We start from the raw sequence: 24,113 nt of genomic DNA, 5'->3' as shown, positions 1-24,113 counted from the left end.
CTATGTGTGGTTGACTGTTTTATGTTGCCCAGACAGCGCGGGTCCTGCAAGGGTTGGGCGATGACGCAAACGATTGAACTTCCCGTCTGGCTTTTCGCGGTGATCCTGCTGTTCGCGGCTGTGACCGCGCTTAGCCATTTTTTGTTGCCCTCGGTCCGGTGGTTCTTTCGCAGACGGCTGGAGAAAGCTGTCGCACAGCTGAACACGCGGCTGACCCGCCCGATTGAACCGTTCAAGCTGGCGCGGCGGCACGATATGATCCAGCGGTTGATCTATGACCCGCAGATCAGTCAGGCGATTGTGGATCACGCGCGCGCCGAAGGCATCCCCGAGAACGTCGCCTCTGAACAGGCGCGCCGCTATGCCCGCGAGATTGTCCCGAGTTTTAGCGCCTTTGCTTATTTCAGCTTTGGCATCCGGCTGGCGCGGTTTCTGGCGAATGCGCTGTATGATGTGCGCACCGGATCGCGCAACGACGCGGTGATCGAAGGTATCCCGTCAGACGCCACGGTCATCTTTGTGATGAACCACCGCAGCAACATGGACTACGTGCTGGTGACCTACCTCGCGGGGGAGGCGTCGGCGCTCAGCTATGCCGTGGGGGAATGGGCGCGTGTCTGGCCGCTCAGCCGGTTGATCCGGTCGATGGGGGCGTATTTCATCCGGCGCAAATCGCGCGGCGCGCTGTATCGCAAGGTCTTGGCCCGCTATGTGCAGATGGCGACCGAAGGCGGGGTGACCCAGGCGATCTTCCCCGAGGGCGGGCTGAGCCTGAACGGCAAGTTGATGCCGCCCAAGATGGGGCTGCTTGGCTATGTGCTTGAGGCAGAGTTGAAAGACCGCGATGTCGTCTTTGTACCGGTGGCGATCAACTATGACCGTGTACTGGAAGACCGCGTGTTGATTGCTGCGGACGCGGCAGGCACGCGCCGGTTCGATGCCCAAATCTCGGTCATTTTGAAATTCATTGTTCGCAAGATCTGGCTGCGTCTGCGCGGCAAATTCCTGCGCTTTGGCGAGGCGGTGGTCGTGTTTGGCACGCCGGTACATTTGCGCGACTATGGCGACGCGCCGAATGTGGACGGGCTGGCGCAGGATCTGATGGGGCGGATCGAACACGAGATGCCGCTGTTGTTCGTGCCCTTGCTGGCGCGGGTGCTGCTGCTGGCGGAAAAGCCGCTGGATGGCGTCGCGCTGGAACAGGAAATGCAAGGCATGGCAGCGCGGGCCTCTGACGCGGCTGTGGTCGGGACGCAGGACTTCGCCGCCAATGTCGCCAGAGCACGCGATCATCTGGTGCAGCGCGGGATGATCACGGCGTCGGATCGTGGCTATGCCCCCGCCGACGGGCAGCGCCCCGCATTGCGGTTCTACGCGAACTCTATCGCCCATTTCTTTGACAGATAGGTCACACAAGCAAAACTACTGCCGAAATTGCTGCGGCTGCAAAGTCATAAAATTACAATTAGAGACCAAATGGTGTTGCATTGTTGCGCGAAGGATCATATTCCACCAGTAGACGCCGCGATTCTGCACTGCGGCACAAACCTATTCTGACTGTGGAGACCGACATGGCCTTGGACACGAATATCGCGCAATACGACGCACCGGAAAAAGACCTTTACGAGATCGGGGAAATCCCGCCGATGGGCTACGTTCCAAAGCAGATGTACGCATGGACCATCCGCAAGGAACGCCACGGGAACCCCAATACCGCGATGCTCGAAGAGGTCGTGGACGTGCCGACGCTCGACAGTCACGAGGTGCTTGTCCTCGTGATGGCGGCGGGTGTGAACTATAACGGTGTCTGGGCTGCCTTGGGCAAACCCATCAGCCCCTTCGACGGCCACAAGCAGCCCTTCCACATTGCGGGCTCTGACGCGTCGGGCATCGTCTGGGCGGTTGGCGACAAGGTAAAACGCTGGAAGGTCGGCGACGAAGTCGTGATCCACTGCAACCAGGATGACGGCGACGACGAAGAGTGCAACGGCGGCGATCCGATGTATTCTCCCAGCCAGCGCATCTGGGGCTACGAGACCCCCGACGGATCCTTCGCCCAGTTCACCAATGTGCAGGCGCAGCAGTTGATGCCACGCCCCAAGCACCTGACATGGGAAGAGGCCGCCTGCTACACGCTGACGCTGGCCACTGCCTACCGGATGCTGTTCGGCCATGAACCCCACGATCTGAAACCGGGCCAGAACGTGTTGGTCTGGGGTGCCTCGGGCGGGCTGGGGTCCTATGCGATCCAGTTGATCAACACCGCTGGCGCGAATGCGATCGGTGTGATCTCGGATGAATCCAAGCGGGACTTTGTCATGGATCTGGGCGCCAAGGGCGTTCTGAACCGCAAGGACTTCAACTGCTGGGGCCAGATGCCCACCGTGAACACGCCCGAATATGCGGCTTGGTTCAAAGAGGCGCGCAAGTTCGGTGCCGCGATCTGGGAGATTACAGGCAAGGGCGTGAACGTCGACATGGTGTTTGAGCACCCCGGCGAGGCGACGTTCCCAGTGTCCACCTTCGTCTGCAAAAAGGGCGGCATGGTCGTGATCTGCGCGGGGACTTCGGGTTTCAACCTGACTTTCGACGTGCGCTATATGTGGATGCACCAGAAGCGTTTGCAGGGCAGCCACTTTGCTCACCTCAAGCAGGCGTCGGCCGCCAACAAACTGATGGTAGAGCGCCGTCTTGATCCGTGCATGTCCGAAGTGTTCACCTGGGCCGATCTGCCCGACGCGCATATGAAGATGATGGCGAACGAGCATAAGCCGGGCAACATGTCGGTACTGGTGCAATCGCCCAAGACCGGCCTGCGCACGCTCGAAGACGCGCTGGACGCGAAAAAGTAAGTCGGTGGCCCCCGTTCAGGGGGCGCTGACGACCGACTGACCAGACACCCGCGCACCAATTCATCGGTGCGCGGGTGTTGTTGTATCCGGCATCACGCGGCGGTTTGGCACGGGCTGATTGCGCGAATAGCGGCGATGCCATCTGGCCCCCGGTGCCGCGCTGAATTAGGGTCGCGCCATGACAGTACCTGCCCTTACTTATTCCGCCGATCAGGCGGCTGCCTTTGACAGCGTGACCGAGATGTTGCGCCATGCGGGCATCGATCTGGATGACAATCTGCTGATGCCCCCTGCGGGCGGGGCGGACCAAGTGCTAGCGGTGACCGGCAAGGCGGGGTCAGGCAAAACACTGCTGCTGGCAGAACTGTACAAGGCGCTGGAAAATGCCGGCGTCGACATCGTTTCGGGCGATTACGAGCGCAAGAAGAAAGACAAGCGCACCCTTGCCATTCTGGCCCCCACCAACAAGGCGGCATCGGTCCTGCGGCTGCGCGGTGTACCCGCGACGACGATCCACCGCATCCTCTATACGCCTGTCTATGACCCCGAATACGAACGCATCGCGGAATGGCTGGCGGGCAGCGGTGAACGCCCGGTGATCGAGGGGATGAACGAAGTCTCGCTGGACCGTGCCTTCGCGTTCTACGAGAACAATAAATCCATCCCCGGTGCCTTGGCCGCTGCGGGTCTGCGCGGCAGCGATTTCATTACCGGATGGAAGCGTCGCGAAGAACCGCTGGACATCGGCTTCGTCGATGAAAGTTCGATGCTGGATGACAAGCAGTTCGAGGATCTGAAAGAGATCTTCCCGACGTTGCTGCTGTTTGGCGATCCGGCGCAGTTGGCCCCCGTGGGGCAGTCGGGCACGATGGTGTTTGAAAAGCTGCCCAAGGAACGGGTGCTGAACCTTAGCCGAATTCACCGGCAGCAGGCCGACAACCCGATCCTTGATCTGGCCCATGCGCTTGCCGACCCTGACCTGAGTTTTGAACAGTTCGAGCGTATGGTCGAAGACGCGTCAAAGAAGGACGACCGTGTCGTCTGGGGCCAGCGGGTAGAAGTGGACTTGATGGCGCGGTCGCCTGTGCTGGTCTGGCGCAATGCCACGCGCATCCGGCTGATCAACGCTTTCCGGTCGGTCTATGGCGCGCCCGAAGACGCGCTGCTGGAGGGGGAGCCGCTGATCTGCGACGGGATCGAGCTGCCGTTGAAACACCGCAAGAAACGGCTCGACCTTGAAGCGCGGGGCCTGATCAAGGGCGCGCAGGTCGTCTATCTGGGGGCAGGGCGCAAGCCGGGCTTTAGCCGCCTGCATGTGATGGGCGCGGAAGACCCGCAAATCTCTGCCGCGTCGATCGTGAAGATCGAAAAACCGGACGAGGAAGAACCCTTCATCCCCTTTGCCGCGCGCATGGGGGCGACGTTCTTGCATGGGGCGGCGGTAACGATCCATAAGGCGCAGGGCAGCCAGTGGGACACGGTGCAGGTCTTTGCGCCCGACCTTTATGCAGCGGCGCGGATGGGCCGGTCAGAGGCGGGGCAACCGCTGTGGAAGCGGCTGGCCTATGTGGCGATCACCCGCGCGCAAGAGCGGTTGATCTGGGTCGTGCGCAACCGCCTGTCAAAACCGTCCGGAATGCTGCGGGTGGACGATCTGCGCGCGGCCCCTGCCGCCCCGCTGAGCCTTGAGACACAGACGGATGATCCGGCCTAGCGGCGCAACGCCGCAAAAAGGCTAGAGGCCCCCCAGCCCGCCGCGATGGCAATCGCCAGCGACAGCAGCCCGTAGACCAGCGCATTTTCCCGCGACAGGTTGAACAGCCAGCGTTCCAGCCCGACCTTGCGCACGTCGATCAACGTCCCGTATTGCGCCACGACGGACCCGCCGCGGGTCAGGAAAATGCGGGTGTTGTAATCGCCCTCGATCAAGGACGCGGGTAGCTGCACCGTCGCGCGGAACAGGGTCTGTTCGTCCACGGTCACGCCTTCCTCGTCCAGTTGATACTGGTTCGCCTTGCTGCGGATGCGCACCAGCGCGTCCGAGAATGCGGCGGAATCCTCGATATTCATCGGCGCACCGACCGACCGGATCGCCCGCGGGACAGAGACTTTATAGCGCAGGTCCTCGGTGCGGTTCAGCACGTCCTGCAAGGGGCCACTGGTGGCGACGGCATAGAAGCTGGGGGCACGGTCGACCTCGACGGCGGCGGTGTTCACCCAGATGCCAAAGGTCTTTTCCTTGCGCCGCACCGTGACCGGGGCCGACGGGCCGGACACGGTCACCACGACCTCAAGCTCGGGGCCTTCGGGGATCGGGGTCTCGCGTTTGACGGCCCCGAAGATGATGATCTCGGACCCGTTGAAATTGGTAGAGATAGAGACTTCGCTTTGGTTCAGGCCCAGCACAATCGCCTCGTCCGCGGTGGCGGAGAATGACAGGCAGGCCAGCGCTGCCAGCAAAAGGGCACGCAGGCGGATCATGATGTGAACCCGACGGAATAAAGCTCTGCCGGTTGCAGCAACAGTTCCAGTGCAAGCTTGCCGCAGACGACCAGCACCAGCAGTGCAAGCAGGATACGCAGCTGTTCCGCCTTGAGCTTGGTGCCAAGGCTGGTCCCGAACTGCGCGCCGATCACCCCGCCGATCAGCAGTAGCACGGCCAGTACGATGTCGACGGTATAGTTGGTGGTGGCGTGTAGCATCGTGGTAAATGCAGCCACAAAGATGATCTGGAACAGCGAGGTCCCCACCACCACCTTGGTGGGCATCCCCAGCAGATAGATCATCGCCGGCACCATGATAAAGCCGCCGCCCACGCCCATGATCGCGGCCAAAAGCCCGACAAAAGCCCCGACCAGCAGCGGTGGGATGACCGAGATATAAAGCCCCGTGACCCGAAAGCGCATCTTGAACGGCAGCTTCTGGATCCACGTGTGTTTCTTGCGCGGGGGGCGTTTGCCGCTGCGGGTCTTGTACATCGCGTTCAGCGATTCAATCAGCATCAGCCCACCGATGATGCCAAGGAAAACGACATAGCACAGGTTGACCAGCAGATCGACCTGACCCAGCGATTTGAGGTAGTTGAAGATGGTGACGCCCGCCGCGGCCCCGACCAGCCCGCCCGCCAGCAGCACGCTGCCCATGCGCAGATCCACCGTCTTGCGTTTCAGATGCACCAGCAGCGCCGAGAAGGAGGAGGCAACGATCTGGTTCGCGCCGGTCGCCACAGCGACCGCAGGGGGGATGCCGATAAAGAACAACAGCGGCGTGATCAGAAAACCGCCCCCGACGCCGAACATGCCGGATAGAACGCCCACGATACCGCCCAACCCCAAAAGGAGGAACGCGTTGACCGACAGCTCGGCAATGGGCAGGTAAATTTGCATAGAAGCAGTTAGACCGATCCAAAGGTTGAAATCAATCGTGGATGCTGCGCCGCCGCAATCTGCGACGGCGCGGGGAGCGTTAACGCTCTTTGACGTAGGGCTCGCCGCCGGCACGGGGCGGGATCGCCTTGCCGACAAAGCCTGCGAGGATGATCACGGTCATCACATAGGGCAGGGCGGCCAGCAACTGGCCCTGAACCTTGAAGTTCACCAATGCCTCGATCACGTCGGGGCGGGTTTCCAGCGCGCCGAACAGGCCGAACAGCAGCGTGGCCCACAGCGCGTACCACGGGCGCCACTTGGCAAAGATCAGTGCCGCCAGAGCGATATAGCCACGGCCTGCGGACATATCCTTGATGAAGCCGGCCTGCAGCGCCGTGCTGAGGTAGGCACCGGCAATACCGCAAAGTACGCCACAGATCAGCACCGCGGCATAGCGCAGCCCGATGACGGAAACCCCAGCGGTATCCACCGCAGCGGGGTTTTCGCCCACAGCGCGCAGACGCAGGCCAAAGCGTGTCCGATACAGCAGCCACCATGTCGCAGGGACCGCGAGGAAGGCGAGGTAGACAAGGATCGAATGGCCCGAGATCAGCTCGGCATAGAGCGGGCCGATGATCGGGGTCTGGGCGATGTCATCGGCAAAGGGCAGGGTGATCGGATTGAACCGCGCCCCGCCGATCAGCGACGGCGTGCGCCCGCCTTGCTGGAACCAGTCCTGCGCGATCAGCACCGTCAGACCGGCGGCAAGAAAGTTGATCGCGACGCCGGAAATCAGCTGGTTGCCGCGGAAGGTGATGGAGGCCAGCCCGTGTAGCAGGCTCAGCGCCATCGACGCGGCGATGCCGGCCAGCAGCCCCAGCCAGACGTTCCCCGTCAGCGACGCCACGGCCGCCGAAAAGAACGCCGCCGCCAGCATCTTGCCATCAAGGCCGATGTCGAAAATACCGGCGCGTTCGGAAAACAGACCGGCAAGGCAGGCCAGCAGCAGCGGTGTGGCAAGGCGCACGGTGCTGTCGAACAGTTGGATAAGCGTGATATAATCCATTATTCAGCAGGCTCCACCGGTTTGCGTTCGGGCTTGGGGGCCCGTGCGGCGCGCAGCGCCAGAAAGATTTTCTCGAGCGGCATACGCACCATGTTGTCCAACGCTCCGGTAAAGAGGATCACCAGCGCCTGAATGACGACGATCAGCTCGCGCGGGATCGAGGTCCAGAGCGCCAGTTCAGCACCGCCCTGATAGAGGAACCCGAAGAGGATCGCGGCAAGGAAAACGCCCAAAGGATGGCTGCGGCCCATTAGCGCCACAGCGATCCCGATAAAGCCCGCGCCTTCCGTGGCGTTCAGCACCAGCCGTTCGGCTTCGCCCATGACGTTGTTGATCGCCATCATGCCCGCCAAACCACCCGAGATGATCATCGCGATCATCGTAATCTTGACCGGAGAGATACCGGCGTATTTCGCAGCCGATTCCGAATGGCCATAGGCGCGGATCTCATACCCCAGCCGCGTGCGCCAGATCAGCACCCACAGGAAGATACAGGCCGCAACCGCCACCAGAAGCGAGATATTGGCGGGCGCTGCCTTGGAAAACTCGATCCCCAGCGGGGCAAGGATATCATGCAGCGTCGGTAGTTTGGTCGCGTCAGGAAAGCGTGCCGTTGCGGGGTCCATGCTGCCTTGGGGGCGCAGCATATTAACCAGAATATAGTTCAGCACCGCCGCCGCGATAAAGTTGAACATGATCGTGGTGATCACGATATGGCTGCCCCGTTTGGCTTGCAGGAACGCGGGAATCGCGGCCCAGGCGGCGCCGAACACCGCAGCCATCGCCGCTGCACCGATCAGGGCCAGCGACCAATGGGGCCACGGGATATACAGACAGGCCAGCGCCACGCCCAAACCGCCCAGCATCGCCTGGCCTTCACCACCGATATTGAACAGCCGCGCGTGAAAGGCGATGGCAACGCAAAGGCCGGTGAACATGAAGTTCGTGGCGTAATACAGCGTATAGCCCCAGCCATAGGTGCTGCCCAATGCGCCGGACACCATCAGTTTGACGGCCGCAACAGGGTCTTCCCCGATGCCCAGAATGACCAGCGCCGACAGGATCGCTGCCAGCAATAGCGAAATCAAAGGCACGAGGACGACCTCGGCCCATTTTGGCATTACGTCCATGTTACACTTCCTTATGCGGATCGCCGCCCGCATGGGCCAGATTGTCTTCGATCTCTTCGATGGAATGGGGCGCATCGGTATCGGTGATGCCCGCCATCAGCAAGCCCAGTTCCTTTTCATCGGTCTGACTGGCGTCGCGGATGCCCATGACCTGACCGTCGAACATGACAGCCACCCGGTCGCTGAGTGCGAGAATCTCTTCCAGCTCGACCGAGACCAGCAGGATCGCCTTGCCCTGATCGCGCAGGGCGACGATCTGTTCGTGGATGAATTCGATCGCGCCGATATCCACGCCACGGGTCGGCTGTCCGATCAGCAGCAGGTCGGGGTTGCGTTCGATCTCGCGCGCCAGAACGATCTTTTGCTGGTTCCCGCCGGAAAAGTTCTTGGCCGCCAGTTTGGGGTTTGGCGGACGCACGTCGAAACGTTTCATCTTTTCAACGGTGTCGGCCTTGATCGCGGCGTTATCCATCAACATGCCGCTGCGGTAGGCAGGATCTTTGTGATAGCCGAAGGCGGTGTTTTCCCACGCCTGATACTCCATGATCAGACCTTCGCGCTGGCGGTCTTCGGGGACATGGGCGATGCCGTGGTTGCGGCGGGATTGGCCGTCGGATTTATTGCCGGTCAGGTCCAGTGCCGTGCCATTGACGCGCACGCTGCCCTTGCCGGTCTGGTATCCGCCCAGAACCTCAAGCAGTTCGGACTGGCCATTGCCGGCCACCCCCGCAACGCCAAGGATTTCGCCCGCGCGGACTTGCAGATCGATGCCGCGTAGACGCTCGACGCCCTTGTCATCAACGACGCGCAGCCCTTCGACATCCAGAATGACCGGGCCGGGGGCCGCGGGTTTCTTGTCAACACGCAGCAGGACCTTGCGGCCGACCATCAGCTCCGCCAGTTCGGCGGGCGAGGTTTCGGCGGTCTTGACGGTGGCAGTCATCTCGCCGCGGCGCATGACCGATACGGTGTCCGTCGTCTCCATGATCTCGCGCAGTTTGTGGGTGATCAGGATGATCGTCTTTCCTTCGGAACGCAGACGCCCGAGGATGCGGAACAGCTGGTCCGCCTCGGCTGGGGTCAACACGCCGGTGGGCTCGTCCAGAATGAGGATATCCGCCTGACGATACAGCGCCTTGAGGATTTCTACCCGTTGCTGCATGCCGACGCCGATGTCTTGCACCAGCGCGTCGGGGTCCACCTTCAGGCCGTAGTCATCAGCCAGCTTCATCAGCGATTTGCGCGCCTTGGCCAGTGATGGCTTCAACAGCCGCCCGTCTTCGGCACCCAGAATGATGTTTTCCAGGACCGTGAAATTTTCAACCAGTTTGAAGTGCTGGAACACCATCCCGATGCCTGCGGCAATCGCGGCCTGGCTGTCAGGGATGTCGGTTTTTTTACCGGCGATAAAGATGTCGCCTTTATCGGCTTTGTAGAATCCGTAAAGGATCGACATCAGCGTCGATTTGCCCGCGCCGTTTTCCCCGATGATCCCATGGATCGTGCCGGGCATAACGCGGATAGAGATGTCTTTATTGGCCTGTACCGGACCAAAGGCCTTGGAGATGCCTTTCAGCTCGATCGCCGGAGCGGCAGTTTCCTGCCGCTCCGTATGTGTTGCAGTGCTCACGCTTAGAAGCTCAGGCTCGGGCAGCTGTCGTCGGACATGTAGTCATGTACCTCAAGCGACCCGTCTGCGATCTTGGCTGCTGCTTCATCCACAGCGGCCTGCATTTCAGCGGTAACCAGTGCCTTGTTGTGTTCGTCAATCGCGACGCCGACGCCTTCGTTGCCAACGCCCATGACGTTAAAGCCTTTTTCCATGCCGGGGCCATCGGACATTGCGTCAAACACAGCATTGTCCACGCGTTTGATCATCGAGGTCAGGACTTTGCCCGGGTGCAGGTGGTTCTGGTTGCTGTCCACGCCGATCGACAGGATGTCTTCGTCCGCTGCGGTTTGCAGAACGCCAACGCCTGTGCCGCCCGCGGCTGCATAGACAACATCAGCACCCTGGCTGATCTGCGCTTTGGTCAGTTCGGACCCTTTTACGGGGTCGTTCCATGCGGCGGGGGTCGAACCTGTCATGTTCGAAATCACGGTCGCGTCGGGGTTCACGGCCAGAACGCCTTGGGCGTAGCCGCAGGCGAACTTACGGATCAGGGGGATGTCCATGCCGCCGATAAAACCGACAGTGTTGGATTCAGAGGCCATCGCCGCCATCATACCGACCAGATAGGACCCTTCGTGTTCGTTGAAGACAACGGAACGGACGTTGGGCGCGTCGACAACCATGTCGATGATGACAAAATCGGTATCAGGGTAATCGCCTGCCACCTGACCAAGTGCATCACCAAAGGCAAAGCCGGTCATCACGATGGGGTTGGAGCCCGCTTCGGCGAAACGGCGCAGCGCCTGTTCACGCTGTGCTTCGGACTGCAGTTCGATCTCGCGGAAGCTTTCACCGGTCTCTTCGGCCCAGCGTTGCGCGCCAGCAAAGGCGGCTTCGTTGAAGGATTTGTCGAATTTGCCGCCAAGGTCGAAGATCAGGGCGGGTTCGGCCAGAGCCGCACCGGCACTAAGAGCCGTGGCCGCAGCAGCGCCGAGGAATTTGGTCATAAGGGTCATGGAGTGTCTCCCGGTTTATTGTGTTGGGGCGCAAGCGCGAAGCCTTTGCCCGGTCGCAGTTCCGTGCTTGCGCCCGGTTCCGTCGATCAGATGTACGATACTGCGTAGCCCATGGGTAGGGTCAACCGGATTCTCAAGCGCTTGGGGATGATATTGCCTATTAACCGTGCGTAAACTGACGCGAAAAGATCAATGCATCAACGGAGGACGCATCTTTACGCTGATAATAACTGCGACGCGTGGCCGTTTGATGAAACCCTGCGGCAGTGTAAAGCGCGATGGCAGCGGTATTGTCCGCGGCGACCTCTAGAAAGGCGGTGTCGGCCTGCGCTTCAAGCCCGTCCATCCAGCGTTGCAGCAAGCGGCGGCCAATGCCCTGACGTTGCGCTGCGGGATCAACGGCGAGGGTCAGCAGCTCTGCCTCTCCCGCGATCAGGCGGGTCAGGGCAAATCCCTGCGGTTCGCCCAGATACGTCACAAAAGGGGAGGCCAGCAGATCGGCGATCTCTTGCGCCGTCCACGCACGGTCGTGCACGAAAGCGGCGGCGTGAATCCGCGCCATATCCTGCGGCGTCATGAAAAGATCGCGGGCGGTGTGTCGCGGGCCGGGGCGGCATCGGCGGGGCGCAGATACAGCGGGGCAGGGCGCGGGGTCCGGGTGCCAAGCTTCGTCGCGGCAATGCGTGCCGTTGCCTCTGCCACGGGCATACGAGAGGGCAAGGCGGTGCCGTTACAAAGTGCTGCGATCATATCGGCCTGATGCCCCACACAGACGGGATCAGCGCGCGAGGGCACCGAAGGCAGATCATCCAGCCCACACATCACAGGGTCGCGGTCGTCCATCGTGCCGAACACCTGCACGAACAGCTTGTCCTGCCGCGCATCGATGCTGCTGATGACAACCCCATCATGCCCGAAGGCCAGCGCCTGAAGATGTGAAACACCTATCGCCGGCACCTCAAGGCCAAGCGCGAGCCCGCGCGCGGCCGAGACCGCGATGCGGATCCCGGTGAAGTTCCCCGGCCCGATGCCGACGCCAATCGCTGTCAGATCGCTATAGGCCACATCTGCGCTGGCCAGCACCTCGGCACATAGGCCAAGCAGCCGTTCGCCCTGACCCTTGTTCATCGGTTCCTCGACGCTGGCGATGATCTGGTCGCCCGACAGCAAAGCGGCCGCACAATGTGCGGCCGATGTATCAAACGCCAGGAGAAGAGGCGTCTTAGGCAACCGGGCGTACCTCGGTCACTTCGGGGATGTAGTGGCGCAGCAGGTTCTCGATGCCCATTTTCAACGTCAATGTGGACGATGGGCAGCCCGCGCAGGCCCCTTGCATGTGCAGATAGACAACGCCGCGCTCGAACCCGTGGAAGGTGATGTCGCCGCCGTCCTGTGCCACGGCAGGGCGCACGCGGCTGTCCAGCAATTCCTTGATCTGGCCGACGATCGCACCGTCTTCGCCCGTATGCTCCGCATGGCCCGACGCGTGGTCATGGCCGGTTTCCATCACCGGCTGGCCGGATTGAAAATGCTCCATAATCGCGCCAAGCAGGGCGGGTTTCAGGTGGTCCCATTCGATCCCGTCAGCCTTGGTGATGGTCACGAAATCGGTGCCGAAGAACACGCCGGTCACGCCTTCGACAGCGAACAGACGCGTGGCCAAAGGCGAGGCGCTGGCGGCTTCGGGGGCGGGGAAATCGGCGGTGCCCATCTCTAGCACGGTCTGACCGGGCAGGAATTTCAACGTTGCGGGGTTGGGCGTGGATTCGGTCTGAATAAACATCACATGCTCCTGAAAGGGTTGATGCAGATATGCGACCTGAGCGCGCGCAAGTCAAGGTTTGGAACGATTCTAAGTTTGCGACGGGACGCGGTGCCGCCTCAGGTGATCATCTCGAGCCGTTCTTTGCTCATGTCACCGGGAACGATGGTGATCGGCACCGGCAGCGAGCCTGCGTTGCGGGAAAGCTGGGTCACCAAGGGGCCGGGGCCAGATTTCTTGTCGGTGCCCGCGCCAAGGACCAGCACGCCGACTTCGGGGTCATCGGCCAGCTGGTTGATGATCTCGTCCACGATCACACCTTCGCGAATAACCAGCGCGGGCTCCACGTTCAGCCGGTCGCGCATCCATTTGGCGAAGACCTCGAAATGCACCTCGATCCTTTCGCGGGCTTCCTCGCGCATGACCTCGGCCACACCGATCCAGTGATTGAATTCGTCAGGCGGGATGACCGACAGCACCACCACCCCGCCGCCAGAGTTGGACGCCCGCATCGCGGCAAATCGCATGGCGTTCAGGCATTCGCGGCTGTCATCCAGCACAACCATAAATTTACGCATAGCATCCTCCTGTTGAACGGTGGGGGGCGGGGTCAGCCACGGTCAGAGGCCGCCCAATCCCAATACATCTCGCGCACGCGGCGGGTCATGGGGCCGATCTGGTACTGCGTGTCGTCAAACGCTTTGACCGGCGTGACCTTCATCATATTGCCGGACAAAAAGACCTCGTCCGCGGCATGGAAGTCATCAAAGCTTAGCACTGTTTCGTGCACCTTGATCCCGTCGGCGCGCATGTTCGACATATGCCGCGCGCGGGTGATACCGGCCAGAAACGTGCCATTGGGGATCGGGGTGAACACCTCGCCATCCTTGACCATGAACACATTGGCAGAAGCCGATTCGGCGACATTGCCCATGGCATCGGCGACCAGAGCGTTGCCAAAGCCCTTGGCGCGGGCTTCAACCATCATGCGGGCGTTGTTGGGATAAAGGCAGCCCGCCTTGGCGTTGACGACGTTGTCTTCAAGCACGGGACGCCGGAAACGGGTCCGTGTCAGCGTCGTGGCCGCATCGGGTGCCGCCATAGGGATCTGTTCAAGGCTGATGGCAAAACCGGTCGCGTCCTTTAATGGCACGATCCCCAGCTCGTCGCCCGCCAGCGCCCAATACATCGGGCGGATATAGACGGCGGCGTCCTTGGGGTAGCTTTTCAGACCCTCGCGTACCATCTCGACCATATCGGCGGTCTCGACCGTGGGGGTGATCATCAGCGCCTTGGCCGACCGGTTGATCCGCGCGCAATGCGCCTCCAGATCGGGGCTGAGACCGTCGAACAGCCGCGCCCCGTCGAATACGGTCGTGCCCAGCCATGCACCGTGGTCAGCCGCTTTGATGACAGAGATGTCACCCTCGTGCCAACTGCCTTCGTAAAATGTCTTGATATCTGTGCCAGTGGCCATTGCGTGTCCTTTGGTTACCGCTTGGGCGCGGTGCGGTAGATGCCCTCGGGCAGGTTCAGCGCGGCTGTCAGATCGTGCAGCTGTTCGGGCGAGAGGCTGATCTTGCAGACAGAGTTGGTGCGCGGGTCCCATTGCTCGAATGTGATAACGCTGGCAAAGGCCTGCACCGTCACATCTTCACGCAAGGGTGCTTTGCCTTCGTCGATCAGAGTGATCACACTGGCATCGAATTCGTGTTCAATCGTAAACATAAAGGCACAGTATTCTTTCGGCGGTCCAATGCAAGGGCAGCACTGCGCCGTCTGTTCAAATCCGCGCCGCCGCGTTAAAACGGTGGCAGATCTATTCGTTGCCCTTTTGAGGATGCGTTACGTGATGTTGAGATACTGTCTTGCTCTGGCTGCTGCGGCATTTATGGCTGCCTGCGAACCGACGACCATGTCGGGGCCTGTCTCCACCCAACCCGAGCAAGGGCAACCCGCTAGTTTTTCCGCCAATGAATCCGCCCGCAGCTTTATCCGCGTGTTGCAAACGGTCGAACCTGTCGCCGAACGCGAATGTCGCGTGCGGACCTCGCAGGTGAATTGCGATTTCAATATCGTGGTCGATGACCGTCCCGGCCAGCCCGCCAACGCCTACCAGACCGAGGATAAGGCCGGGCGTCCGGTCATCGCCTTCACGCTCGCCCTGATCGCGGATGCGCGTAATGAGGACGAGCTTGCCTTTGTCATGGGGCACGAGGCTGCCCACCACATCGAAGGGCATATCGCACGCCAACAGCAGAACGCGGTCGCCGGTGCGGTAATCTTTGCCGGTCTCGCCACGCTGAGCGGGGGCGATGCGACAGCGGTCGAATCGGCACAGCGTCTTGGGGCTCAGGTGGGCGCGCGGACCTATTCCAAGGACTTCGAGCTTGAGGCAGACGCCTTGGGCACAATTATCACCGCACGCGCAGGGTATAACCCGCTGCGGGGGGCCGAATTCTTTACCCGTATTCCTGACCCCGGTGACCGTTTTCTGGGCACGCACCCGCCCAATGCATCGCGTCTGGATACCGTACGGCGGACCGCGGCGGGGCTGTAACGGCACCGCATGAAGCAGCTTGGCCAGATACTGACGGACCGCGGGTCGAAATATGCCGTCTCAGGCTGCCCCGCGTCCGATCGCGCCGCCGTGGATGCCGCGCTGAAAGAGCTCAAGCGCGATAAATCCTATGCCAAGGCAACCCACAACACCTGGGCGGTGCTGCTGTCAGACGGCGGCCCGCTGAAAGGCGATGATGGGGAATCCGGTGCGGGGATGGTGATCATCCGGATGCTAGAGCGTGAGGGGCTGGAGGATCACCTGATCGTGGTCACGCGCTGGTATGGCGGGAAACATTTGGGCGGCGACCGGTTCCGCCACGTGCAATCCTGCGTGCGCGCCTATCTGGACGCGGCCTGACGCGGCCTGACACGGGCTTACAAGCTGATAGAGATGGCGGCGAAAAAGCAGATAGAGGCGGCAAGCACAAAGCTGTGCCAGATCGCATTCTGAAAGCGCATGCCGGGGTGTGCAAAGACGATCGTCCCCAGCGTATAGATCACCCCGCCGATGCCAATCAGCGTCAGCGCCGTGGTGGGCAGGCTTTGCCACATTGGCCAGACCAGCAGCACAGACAGCCACCCCATGCCAAGATACAGATAAAGCGACGCTTTAGACTCCGTGCTCCAGAAAGACAGTTTGGCGACCGCGCCGATAATGGCCAGCGCCCAGACCACAGCGAGGATGCCATAGGCGAACCCCGTTCCGATGAGCACAACAAACGGTGTGTAGGTGCCCGCGATCTTGAAGTAGATCGCCGCATGGTCAATCCGCCCCAGCAGGGCGCGGGTACGATCAAACGGTAAAAGGTGGTAAATCGCCGACGCCAGAAGCGACAGGACAAAGCAGGCCGCATAAACCAGCGTCGGTGTAAGCTGCTCCCCCTGGCTTGCAGCATAGGTCGTCAGCAGGATTGTTGCCGGTATCGCAAATCCCAGACCCAACACGTGGATCGTGCCATCGGCGAGAGTGTCAGCGGTTGGGTGCGGATAAGCCATAGGTCAAATCTAGCACCCGTTTGCAACATTCCCATGTCAGATTTCGCCTAATTAATGGCGCTTTGGTATCTCGGCCTATCCATTCGTATAGGAGGTTATGCCGACGCGTGGCGCGCGTCCGGATCAACGGGGTTTATTGCCGTCGATCCAGCGCGACATCATCGTCTTGTCGCGGAAACACTCCTGCGGGATATCGCGGCGCTTCAGACGGGCGATGCGTTCGGCAAAAGCGACCTGCTTTGACGAAGGATACTGCGAAAACGGCCCGTCCACCGGCTTGGGCTTATGGGCGTCGATCCATTCAGACAGCGCGGCGCGGTCGGTCAATGCCCGTTTTGGCACAGGCGCGCCGGTCTTGAGGCTAAGCGACGTAGCATACTGCATCTGCTTCTCCGTCGGCGGCAAAGCGGCGCGCGCGTCGCGGGCTGAACCTTCTTCATGGGCAGGTACGGCCCCGTTGTCGGGATCGAACATGCCGGGAAACTGCGGTTGGTAGGACATCGTATAGGCCCCCTTGTTCTGGTTAGAACATATATAGAACATCACCTGCGCTTTTCAAGGGTTTCACCTCTGATACGCCATCATATGTCTATATGTAGGGTGCGGATTTACTATTTCCACTACATGGGCTGCGCCTGCAATCGGACCTGCCTGCGCGAATAGGAACGCCAGGACGCTCGGATTGTTCCACGGTTGAGAAGGGGGGAGAGCAGTGGCCTAGACCACGCGCCCCCAAAGATCGTATTCGCCGGCTTCTTCGACTTCGACGGTCACGATCTGGCCAACGCTCAGGTTTTCGAACCCTTCGTCGATGAACAGGTTGCCGTCGATCTCTGGCGCGTCTGCCTTCGTGCGGCAGGTAGCGGCCTCGTCGTCGATTTCGTCGATGATCACATCCATGCGGCGACCGACTTTGGCTTCCAGCTTGGCGGCCGAGATGGCTTGCGCCTTCTCCATAAAGCGGTTCCAGCGGTCCTGCTTGACCTCGTCCGACACGTGATCGGGGAGCGCATTTGACCGCGCTCCATCGACGTTTTCGTACTGAAAACAGCCCACGCGATCCAGCTGCGCCTCGTCGAGCCAATCCAGCAGGGTCTGGAACTCTGCCTCTGTCTCGCCGGGGTAGCCAACGATGAATGTCGACCGCAGGGTGATGTCGGGGCAGGTGTCACGCCACGCGGCGATTTCATCCAGCGTCTTAGCCGCCGCCGCAGGGCGGGCCATGCGTTTCAGCACGTCGGGATGCGCGTGCTGGAAGGGAATATCCAGATAGGGCAGTACCAGACCTTCAGCCATCAGCGGGATCAGGTTGCGCACATGGGGGTAGGGGTAGACGTAATGCAGCCGTACCCACGCCCCGAGCGACCCCAGATCACGGGCCAGATCGGTGATATGTGCGCGGTGGCCACGGTCTTCGGCATGTTTGATATCGACGCCGTAGGCCGAGGTATCCTGAGAGATCACCAGCAGCTCGTTCACGCCGTTCTGCACCAGCTTTTCAGCCTCGCGCAGGATCGCATGGGCAGGGCGCGATTGCAGGCGGCCGCGCATGTCGGGGATGATGCAGAACTTGCACTTGTGATTACAGCCTTCCGAGATCTTCAGATAGCTGTAGTGGCGCGGCGTCAGGCTGACGGCCTGCGCAGGCAGCAGATCGATAAACGGATCGGGCGAAGGCGGCACGGCCCCATGCACCGCGTCCAGCACCTGTTCATATTGGTGCGGGCCGGTGACGGCCAGAATACGCGGGTGATGTTCGCGGATATAATCCGGCTCGGCCCCGAGGCAGCCGGTCACGATCACTTTGCCATTTTCGTTCAGCGCCTCGCCAATCGCGTCAAGGCTTTCGGCCTTGGCGGAATCAAGGAAGCCGCAGGTGTTCACAATCACCGCATCCGCCCCGGCGTAATCCGGCGACACGCCGTAGCCTTCGGCGCGCAGGCGCGTCAAAATCCGTTCGCTGTCGACCAGCGCCTTGGGGCAGCCGAGCGATACCATGCCGATGGTCGGCTGGCCGGGGCGGGACGGATTGCTGATCTGGGCCTTTGGCGCAAGATCGGGGCGTAGATTTGGTGGGTTTGTGCTCATGAACTGCGCTATAAGCCATGCAAAGGGTCTGGGAAAGGCCCCGCATCAGGCAAGGAGACGGGCGATGAAGTGGATTATTCGGGCAATTGGCATACTGCTGCTGATTTTGGTGGTCGCGGTGGGGTCGCTGTTCTTGCTGCCCGCCGACCGTATTGCGCGAATCGCGGCGGACCAGCTGCGCAACCTGACAGGGCGCGAGGTCACGATCACGGGCGATGTGGGGTTGACCTTCTGGCCGGTGCTGGGGGTGACCGCAGGCGGGCTCGAGGTCGGGAATGCCGATTGGGCCAAGGATGGGGCGATGCTCTCGGCCGCCAATGCCGCCATCGGGGTTGATGCGATGGCGCTGATCCGGGGCGAGATCAAGATCACCAACATTGAAGCCCAAAGCCCCACCATCCGGCTGGAGCAGCGCCGCGACGGGCGCGCCAGCTGGCAGTTCAGCGACGGGGGCGGCGCGGCAGCCATCGAGACCGCTCCGACCGCGCCTGCGCGCAGCCCGCGCCCGCTGACGATCCAGCGGCTCAATATCACCGACGCCACGTTGATCTATGATGCCGAGGGCAGCGATCTGGTGCGATTTGACGGTGTGGACCTGTCGCTCGACTGGCCCGAACGGGCGGGCGATGCGGTGATCAAGGCCGCCCTGCGCCCCGCGGCCGATCGCGTGTCGATCGAGGCGACGATCAACCGGTTTGACCAATTCCTGAACGGCGATATCCGCCCGCTGCGTGCCCGTGTAGACACCAAAGGCGGCGGCGTCTCGCTGACCGGACGGGCGGGGCTGACCGGCGCTGTCGCGGGGGATCTCTGGCTCAAGACGTCGGACACGGGGCGTTTTCTGGCAGCGCTCGGGGTGGGTGACATCGCACTGCCGCAGGGCTTGGGAAAGACGGCGGATATCAACCTTGATCTGACCCTGACGCCCGACCGGCGCTTGGCCCTGCGCGAGGTGGTGGCCGATCTGGGCGGGAACGCCCTGACCGGTGCGGCGGATATCACGCTGAACGGCACGCCCGATGTGAACGCGCAGATCAACGTCGGTGCGCTGGACCTGACCGGCTTTGCAGGCAGCGCCCCCAGTGGCACCGCGCCCGCGTCCAGCACCCCCGCGCCTGCGTCCCCGACAGGGTGGTCGAAAGCACCGATTGATGCGTCCGCGCTTTCCGCCTTCAACGGCGAGGTCGCGCTGCGCGCAGATAGCATCGATCTGGGCACGCTAAGCTTGGGCGCGACGCGCGTATTGCTGCGCAACGACCGGTCGCGTCTGGTCGCCGAGCTGCGCGAGATCAGGGCCTATGCCGGTGTGATCAGTGGCGAGTTTGTGGTCAACAACCGCAACGGCCTGTCGGTGGGCGGGGCGCTGAACGCGACCTCCATCGCCATGCAGCCTTTGCTGCAACAGACCGCAGGGCTGGGCCGGTTCCACGGTACCGGCGATGCAGAGGTATCCTTCCTCGGGTCCGGCGCATCGCTGGACGCGATCATGCGGTCGCTTAGCGGATCGGGCGCGGTGAATGTTGGGCGTGGGCATATCGAGGGGATCGACCTTGATGCGCTGATGGGCAATTTCGACGTCGAGGGTGGCACGACGGTCTTCGATTCCCTTGCCGCGACATTCGACATGGATCAAGGCGTGCTGCGCAACGACGACCTGCTGATGCAGCTGCCGAACTTTACCGCCACGGGCACAGGGCAGGTGGGGCTGGGGGCGCAGACGCTTGATTATACCGTCACGCCCAAGGCACTGCGGGTGAACGGCGATCGGGGGCTGGCCATTCCGGTGCGCATCTTCGGGCCGTGGGCCGCACCGCAGATCAAGCCGGATTTGCAGGCGGCGCTGGACATGAACTTTGCCAAGGAAAAGGAACAGGCCCGCCAAAAGCTGAACGAAAAGCTGGAGGAGGAACTGGGCGTATCGCGGCAGGACGGGCAATCGGTCGAGGATGCGGTGAAACAAAAGGTAGAGGACGAGCTGCGGCGCGGGCTGTTGAAGCTCTTTGACTAGCGGCGCGCCACACGGGCGGTGTATTTCCAAACCCTCAGTTTGGAAAATTGCAATTTTCCGTGGCGTTTTGTGGGCGAGGGGCGGTACGGGCCCTTCGCCGCCCCCACCCCGTCTTTACCTGTCGCGGCGGGGGCGTTAAGGCTGGTCGCCAAGCGCAAGGAGCACCTCCATGGACAATGATCTTTTCAACTCTTTCATGACCGGACCTGACGAGAATGGCCGCTTTGGCGATTTCGGGGGGCGGTTTGTGTCGGAAACCCTGATGCCGCTGATCCTCGAACTGGAAGCGGAATATGAAAAGGCCAAAACGGACGACAGCTTTTGGGCCGAGATGGACGACCTGTGGACCCACTATGTCGGTCGCCCCAGCCCGCTGTATTTCGCAGAGCGTCTGACCGAACATCTGGGCGGTGCCAAGGTTTACATGAAGCGCGACGAGCTGAACCACACCGGCGCGCATAAGATCAACAACGTGCTGGGCCAGATCATTCTGGCGCGGCGCATGGGCAAGAAACGGATCATCGCGGAAACCGGTGCGGGCCAGCACGGTGTAGCCACGGCCACCGTCTGTGCCAAGTTCGGTCTGCAATGCGTTGTCTATATGGGCGCGCATGATGTTGAACGTCAGGCCCCCAACGTCTTCCGCATGCGTCTGCTGGGTGCCGAAGTGATCCCCGTAACCTCGGGCCGTGGAACGCTGAAAGATGCGATGAACGACGCGCTGCGCGATTGGGTCACCAATGTGCGCGACACGTTCTATTGCATCGGCACGGTCGCAGGGCCGCACCCCTATCCGGCGATGGTCCGCGACTTTCAGGCCATCATTGGCAAGGAAGTGCGCGAACAGATGAACGCGGCCGAAGGCCGTCTGCCCGACACGCTGGTCGCCGCGATCGGTGGCGGGTCGAACGCGATGGGGCTGTTCTATCCGTTCCTTGATGACAAGGACGTCAACATCATCGGCGTCGAAGCCGGCGGCAAGGGCGTGAACGAAAAGATGGAGCATTGCGCGTCATTGACCGGTGGCCGCCCCGGCGTGCTCCATGGTAACCGTACCTATCTGTTGCAGGACGACGACGGGCAGATCCTTGAAGGATTCTCTATCTCGGCGGGTCTGGATTACCCCGGGATCGGGCCTGAACATTCCTGGCTGCACGACATTGGCCGCGCGCAATATGTGTCGATCACCGATAAAGAAGCGCTTGAGGCGTTCCAGCTGAGCTGCGCGCTTGAAGGCATCATTCCTGCGCTCGAACCCAGCCACGCGCTGGCGCATGTGATGAAGATCGCACCAGAGCTGCCCAAGGATCACATCATCTGCATGAACATGTGTGGGCGCGGCGACAAAGACATTTTCACCGTCGCCAAGGCGCTTGGTTTTGACATGAAGGTCTGAGGATCAGACGAAAGCTTAGACACTGACGATTACGAAGGGGGCGGCGCATCGCCCCCTTTTCTTTTGGCGCTGGCCCTATCGGGTCAGCTCTAGGATATCAAAGTCGCTTTCGACCACCGGCGCAGGAAACATCAGCCGCGCCCGCTGGTTGCTGACACGTTCGAACACCGCGACATCGGGCTGCAGGGTGCCATCTCCGGCAAAACCGGGTGGCAGGGCGTCGTAAGCGGGCGGCACCTCTCCGGCGACATAGCCGACGCCAGCATAGACCGCGCGCCCGTCTCGCAGCGTGATGACCCCCGTGGTGCGCTGCGACCCGCTGAGCTTTTCAAACAGATACCCGTTGCCCTGAAAGGTCAGGCGGCATTTGAACGGGCTATAGACCACCAGCGCGGGCAGCCCGCCCAGTTTCATCGTGCGGCAGGACCAATCGCCGGCCAGCCCCTCGTCAAAGGCAACTTGCGGCGTGCCGGACAAGGCGCGCGACAGGGCGGTCAAGTCATCCGCGCTGCCGCTTTGGAACGCTTGCAGCAGGGCATCGCCCGCCGTGGCCTCGAACCGGTCGAGGCGGAGCTGCTCTTGCGGGCGCAGGGCGTCTTGGGCGATGGCAGGGGCGGCGCAGAGCACTGCGGTCAAGACAGCAGTCAGGGCAGCGGTCAGGCGCAGCATCAGTCTGCCCCGCCGTTCGGGCGCAGGGCATGGGCCTGCAGGATATTCAGCGGCACGATATCCAAGGCGCGCTGATGGGTTGCCTCAAGATGCACCTTTGGCGCGCAGCCCTCGTCCGCCGCTTGCAAGAAACGCCCCGCACAAAGACACCACGGATCGCCCGCCGACAGTCCGGCAAAGCCGAATTCGGGGCGCGGTGTGCTGAGGTCATTGCCGACATATTTGGAATAGGCCAGAAACTCGGCCGTCATGATCGCGCAGACCGTGTGGCTGCCCTGATCGGCGGCACAGGTGTTGCACGACCCGTCGCGGAAAAAGCCCGTGACGGGGTCGCTGCCACAGACGGCCAGCGGGCCGCCAAGGATATTGATGCTTTCGTCAGGTGTCATGTGCCCCCCAAGGCTGCGCTGATCTGGCGGAAGATGGCGATGTTCTGATCGCTGACCCCGGTCTCGCGGAACTTGCGGTCGGCGGCATTGGTCGCGATCACCACCCCGTCAGCGCGGTTGATGTAGATATACTGACCATACACACCGCGGGCCATGAATTCACCCTCTGTCGCGCCTTGGGGAATCCACCACTGATAGCCATAGCCGATCTGCCCCTCTGCCGTCGGGGCCGATGGCGCGGTAGAGGCGGCGACCCAGTCTGCCGGTACAATCTGCTGACCGTTGTAGCGACCGTTTTGCAGGAACATCTGCCCCATGCGCGCGTAATCGCGGGTCGTCAGGTTCAACCCGCCCAAGACAAAGGCGACACCCGCGCCGTCAGTCACGTAATAGGGCGCGTGCTCAAGACCCATGGGGGTGATGATCTTTTCCGACAAAAGATCGGTGACGGACCGGCCTGTTGCCCCCCGAACGACCATGCCGATGACATGGGTGTCGATCGACACATACTGCCACTGGCTGCCGGGCGTGGTGAAAGTATCTTTCAGGCTTGCAGTGAAATCGTCCAGCTCTCCGCCAAGGGCGAGGGCGCGGCCCATCTTGTTGATGTCGGAATCCGGGTCGAGGTAATCTTCGTCAAAGGTAACCCCGCTGGCCATGTTAAGCACGTTGCGCAGCGTCGCCCCGTCATAGGCGGTGCCTTTCAGCTTGGGCGCATAGGTCGTGACGGGGTCGTCAAGCGATGCAATCGCCCCTTCGTCCAGTAGGATACCCACAAGCGCGGAAAGGTAGCTTTTGGCGACAGACCAGCTGATCCGCAGATCATCGGGCTGGGTGCCTTTAAAGTAGTTCTCATAGACAATCTGACCGTCTTTCAGCACCACCAAGGCGGTCACATCCCGCGCTTCGATCCAGTCGTTGACCGGGGCCGAGGGGGCGTATTCGGGTCCATAAGACAGCTCTGCCGTGGGGCCATCACCGCGCGACAGAGGCTTGGACAGGAAGGCGTCGTCCATATGGCTGAAGTTATGCACGATCTTGTCTTCGGCAAAGAGCGAGTTCACCGCCAGCAGCCGCGTGATCTCTTCGCGCTTCCACAGGCCGACAACGACCACAGCCACCACTAGAGCCAGTAAAATACGGCCCAGCCATTTCCCGAATGTGCGCATGAAATCCTCCCTGATATGCGGGGATACCCA

General features: G+C 61.6%; 25 protein-coding genes. 7 read left to right on the top strand and 18 right to left on the bottom strand.

All coding sequences use genetic code 11. The features are described 5' to 3' along the window. The first annotated feature begins 60 nt into the window (after positions 1-60). The 3 genes from B4F27_RS06855 to B4F27_RS06845 all read left to right on the top strand — a co-directional run bounded on the left by B4F27_RS06855 (position 61) and on the right by B4F27_RS06845 (position 4,566). Positions 61-1,407, top strand: a complete 1,347-nt coding sequence (locus B4F27_RS06855) for a 1-acyl-sn-glycerol-3-phosphate acyltransferase (RefSeq protein WP_286759242.1) — start codon at positions 61-63, stop codon at positions 1,405-1,407. Between the two features lie 164 nt (positions 1,408-1,571). Then, the gene (gene ccrA, locus B4F27_RS06850; RefSeq protein ID WP_009826059.1) at positions 1,572-2,852 is read left to right on the top strand and encodes a crotonyl-CoA carboxylase/reductase; all 1,281 of its coding nucleotides are present in this window, start codon (positions 1,572-1,574) and stop codon (positions 2,850-2,852) included. 178 nt (positions 2,853-3,030) lie between these two features. After that, a complete protein-coding gene (locus B4F27_RS06845; protein WP_037964998.1) occupies positions 3,031-4,566 on the top strand; it encodes an ATP-dependent DNA helicase in 1,536 nt (511 codons plus the stop codon). On the opposite strand, the gene B4F27_RS06840 is transcribed toward B4F27_RS06845, so the two are convergent. The 12 genes from B4F27_RS06840 to B4F27_RS06785 form a co-directional block, all read right to left on the bottom strand. After that, a complete protein-coding gene (locus B4F27_RS06840) occupies positions 4,563-5,333 on the bottom strand; it encodes a TIGR02186 family protein (protein WP_286759241.1) in 771 nt (256 codons plus the stop codon). The two genes, B4F27_RS06845 and B4F27_RS06840, sit on opposite strands and share 4 nt — an antisense overlap. Next, positions 5,330-6,238: a sulfite exporter TauE/SafE family protein gene (locus tag B4F27_RS06835; protein ID WP_005851548.1), complete on the bottom strand. Its 909-nt coding sequence runs from the start codon at positions 6,236-6,238 to the stop codon at positions 5,330-5,332. The genes B4F27_RS06840 and B4F27_RS06835 overlap by 4 nt, the downstream gene beginning before the upstream one ends. Before the next feature lie 79 nt (positions 6,239-6,317). Then, on the bottom strand, positions 6,318-7,286 hold the full coding sequence (locus tag B4F27_RS06830; protein ID WP_005851549.1) for an ABC transporter permease: 969 nt from the start codon (positions 7,284-7,286) through the stop codon (positions 6,318-6,320). Then, on the bottom strand, positions 7,286-8,416 hold the full coding sequence (locus B4F27_RS06825) for an ABC transporter permease (protein WP_005851551.1): 1,131 nt from the start codon (positions 8,414-8,416) through the stop codon (positions 7,286-7,288). The genes B4F27_RS06830 and B4F27_RS06825 overlap by 1 nt, the downstream gene beginning before the upstream one ends. 1 nt (position 8,417) lies before the next feature. After that, complete coding sequence (locus tag B4F27_RS06820) at positions 8,418-10,046, bottom strand: ABC transporter ATP-binding protein (protein ID WP_286759240.1); 1,629 nt, start codon at positions 10,044-10,046, stop codon at positions 8,418-8,420. A gap of 2 nt (positions 10,047-10,048) precedes the next feature. Next, entirely contained in the window at positions 10,049-11,044 is a 996-nt protein-coding gene (locus B4F27_RS06815; RefSeq protein WP_005851554.1) for a BMP family lipoprotein, read from the bottom strand. Between the two features lie 160 nt (positions 11,045-11,204). Then, on the bottom strand, positions 11,205-11,606 hold the full coding sequence (locus B4F27_RS06810; protein WP_286759239.1) for a GNAT family N-acetyltransferase: 402 nt from the start codon (positions 11,604-11,606) through the stop codon (positions 11,205-11,207). Positions 11,607-11,617: 11 nt separating this feature from the next. Beyond that, positions 11,618-12,274 (bottom strand): tRNA (adenosine(37)-N6)-threonylcarbamoyltransferase complex dimerization subunit type 1 TsaB, encoded by a 657-nt coding sequence (gene tsaB / locus B4F27_RS06805; RefSeq protein ID WP_286759238.1) that lies wholly within the window; start codon positions 12,272-12,274, stop codon positions 11,618-11,620. Further along, positions 12,267-12,827 (bottom strand): NifU family protein, encoded by a 561-nt coding sequence (locus B4F27_RS06800; protein WP_005851560.1) that lies wholly within the window; start codon positions 12,825-12,827, stop codon positions 12,267-12,269. Before B4F27_RS06800 ends, tsaB begins: the two co-directional genes overlap by 8 nt. Positions 12,828-12,925: 98 nt before the next feature. Further along, the gene (locus B4F27_RS06795) at positions 12,926-13,384 is read right to left on the bottom strand and encodes a universal stress protein (RefSeq protein ID WP_005851562.1); all 459 of its coding nucleotides are present in this window, start codon (positions 13,382-13,384) and stop codon (positions 12,926-12,928) included. 32 nt (positions 13,385-13,416) lie between these two features. Then, positions 13,417-14,283 carry a branched-chain amino acid aminotransferase gene (locus B4F27_RS06790; protein ID WP_037943282.1) on the bottom strand — a complete coding sequence of 289 codons (867 nt, stop codon included), beginning with the start codon at positions 14,281-14,283 and terminating at the stop codon, positions 13,417-13,419. Positions 14,284-14,297: 14 nt separating this feature from the next. Beyond that, positions 14,298-14,534, bottom strand: coding sequence for a hypothetical protein (locus tag B4F27_RS06785; RefSeq protein ID WP_005851566.1), 237 nt, complete (start codon positions 14,532-14,534; stop codon positions 14,298-14,300). A 124-nt stretch (positions 14,535-14,658) separates the two neighbouring features. Here B4F27_RS06785 and B4F27_RS06780 point away from each other — a divergent pair, with 124 nt between their 5' ends. Together B4F27_RS06780 and B4F27_RS06775 are read left to right on the top strand one after the other, a co-directional pair. Then, complete coding sequence (locus B4F27_RS06780) at positions 14,659-15,366, top strand: M48 family metallopeptidase (RefSeq protein WP_005851568.1); 708 nt, start codon at positions 14,659-14,661, stop codon at positions 15,364-15,366. Positions 15,367-15,375: 9 nt separating this feature from the next. Next, positions 15,376-15,726, top strand: coding sequence for a YigZ family protein (locus B4F27_RS06775; RefSeq protein ID WP_005851570.1), 351 nt, complete (start codon positions 15,376-15,378; stop codon positions 15,724-15,726). 17 nt (positions 15,727-15,743) lie between these two features. On the opposite strand, the gene trhA is transcribed toward B4F27_RS06775, so the two are convergent. The 3 genes from trhA to rimO all read right to left on the bottom strand — a co-directional run bounded on the left by trhA (position 15,744) and on the right by rimO (position 18,452). Beyond that, positions 15,744-16,364: a PAQR family membrane homeostasis protein TrhA gene (gene trhA / locus B4F27_RS06770; RefSeq protein WP_286759237.1), complete on the bottom strand. Its 621-nt coding sequence runs from the start codon at positions 16,362-16,364 to the stop codon at positions 15,744-15,746. A gap of 123 nt (positions 16,365-16,487) precedes the next feature. Continuing rightward, positions 16,488-16,907: a hypothetical protein gene (locus B4F27_RS06765; protein WP_286759236.1), complete on the bottom strand. Its 420-nt coding sequence runs from the start codon at positions 16,905-16,907 to the stop codon at positions 16,488-16,490. Positions 16,908-17,081: 174 nt separating this feature from the next. Next, positions 17,082-18,452 carry a 30S ribosomal protein S12 methylthiotransferase RimO gene (gene rimO, locus B4F27_RS06760; RefSeq protein WP_286759235.1) on the bottom strand — a complete coding sequence of 457 codons (1,371 nt, stop codon included), beginning with the start codon at positions 18,450-18,452 and terminating at the stop codon, positions 17,082-17,084. 64 nt (positions 18,453-18,516) lie between these two features. On the opposite strand from rimO, the gene B4F27_RS06755 reads away from it, so the two are divergent. Together B4F27_RS06755 and trpB are read left to right on the top strand one after the other, a co-directional pair. Continuing rightward, positions 18,517-20,460 (top strand): AsmA family protein, encoded by a 1,944-nt coding sequence (locus B4F27_RS06755; RefSeq protein WP_286759234.1) that lies wholly within the window; start codon positions 18,517-18,519, stop codon positions 20,458-20,460. A 169-nt stretch (positions 20,461-20,629) separates the two neighbouring features. Next, positions 20,630-21,856, top strand: coding sequence for a tryptophan synthase subunit beta (gene trpB, locus B4F27_RS06750; protein ID WP_286759233.1), 1,227 nt, complete (start codon positions 20,630-20,632; stop codon positions 21,854-21,856). Between the two features lie 75 nt (positions 21,857-21,931). Here trpB and B4F27_RS06745 read toward each other — a convergent pair whose 3' ends face one another. Genes B4F27_RS06745 through B4F27_RS06735 form a run of 3 tightly spaced genes read right to left on the bottom strand, consistent with a single transcriptional unit; the run spans position 21,932 to position 24,083 of the window. Then, positions 21,932-22,525 (bottom strand): DUF4893 domain-containing protein, encoded by a 594-nt coding sequence (locus tag B4F27_RS06745; RefSeq protein ID WP_286759232.1) that lies wholly within the window; start codon positions 22,523-22,525, stop codon positions 21,932-21,934. Then, complete coding sequence (locus B4F27_RS06740; protein WP_005851586.1) at positions 22,525-22,914, bottom strand: DUF2237 family protein; 390 nt, start codon at positions 22,912-22,914, stop codon at positions 22,525-22,527. The genes B4F27_RS06745 and B4F27_RS06740 overlap by 1 nt, the downstream gene beginning before the upstream one ends. Then, positions 22,911-24,083, bottom strand: a complete 1,173-nt coding sequence (locus B4F27_RS06735; protein WP_286759231.1) for a serine hydrolase domain-containing protein — start codon at positions 24,081-24,083, stop codon at positions 22,911-22,913. The genes B4F27_RS06740 and B4F27_RS06735 overlap by 4 nt, the downstream gene beginning before the upstream one ends. Positions 24,084-24,113 lie beyond the last annotated feature (30 nt).

The sequence above is a fragment of the Sulfitobacter sp. UBA1132 genome (assembly GCF_002311545.1).
GTDB classification, from domain to species: Bacteria; Pseudomonadota; Alphaproteobacteria; order Rhodobacterales; family Rhodobacteraceae; genus Sulfitobacter; species Sulfitobacter pontiacus.
The sequence above is the reverse complement of the archived record's forward strand: the minus strand, read 5'-3'. Positions and strand labels throughout refer to the sequence as shown.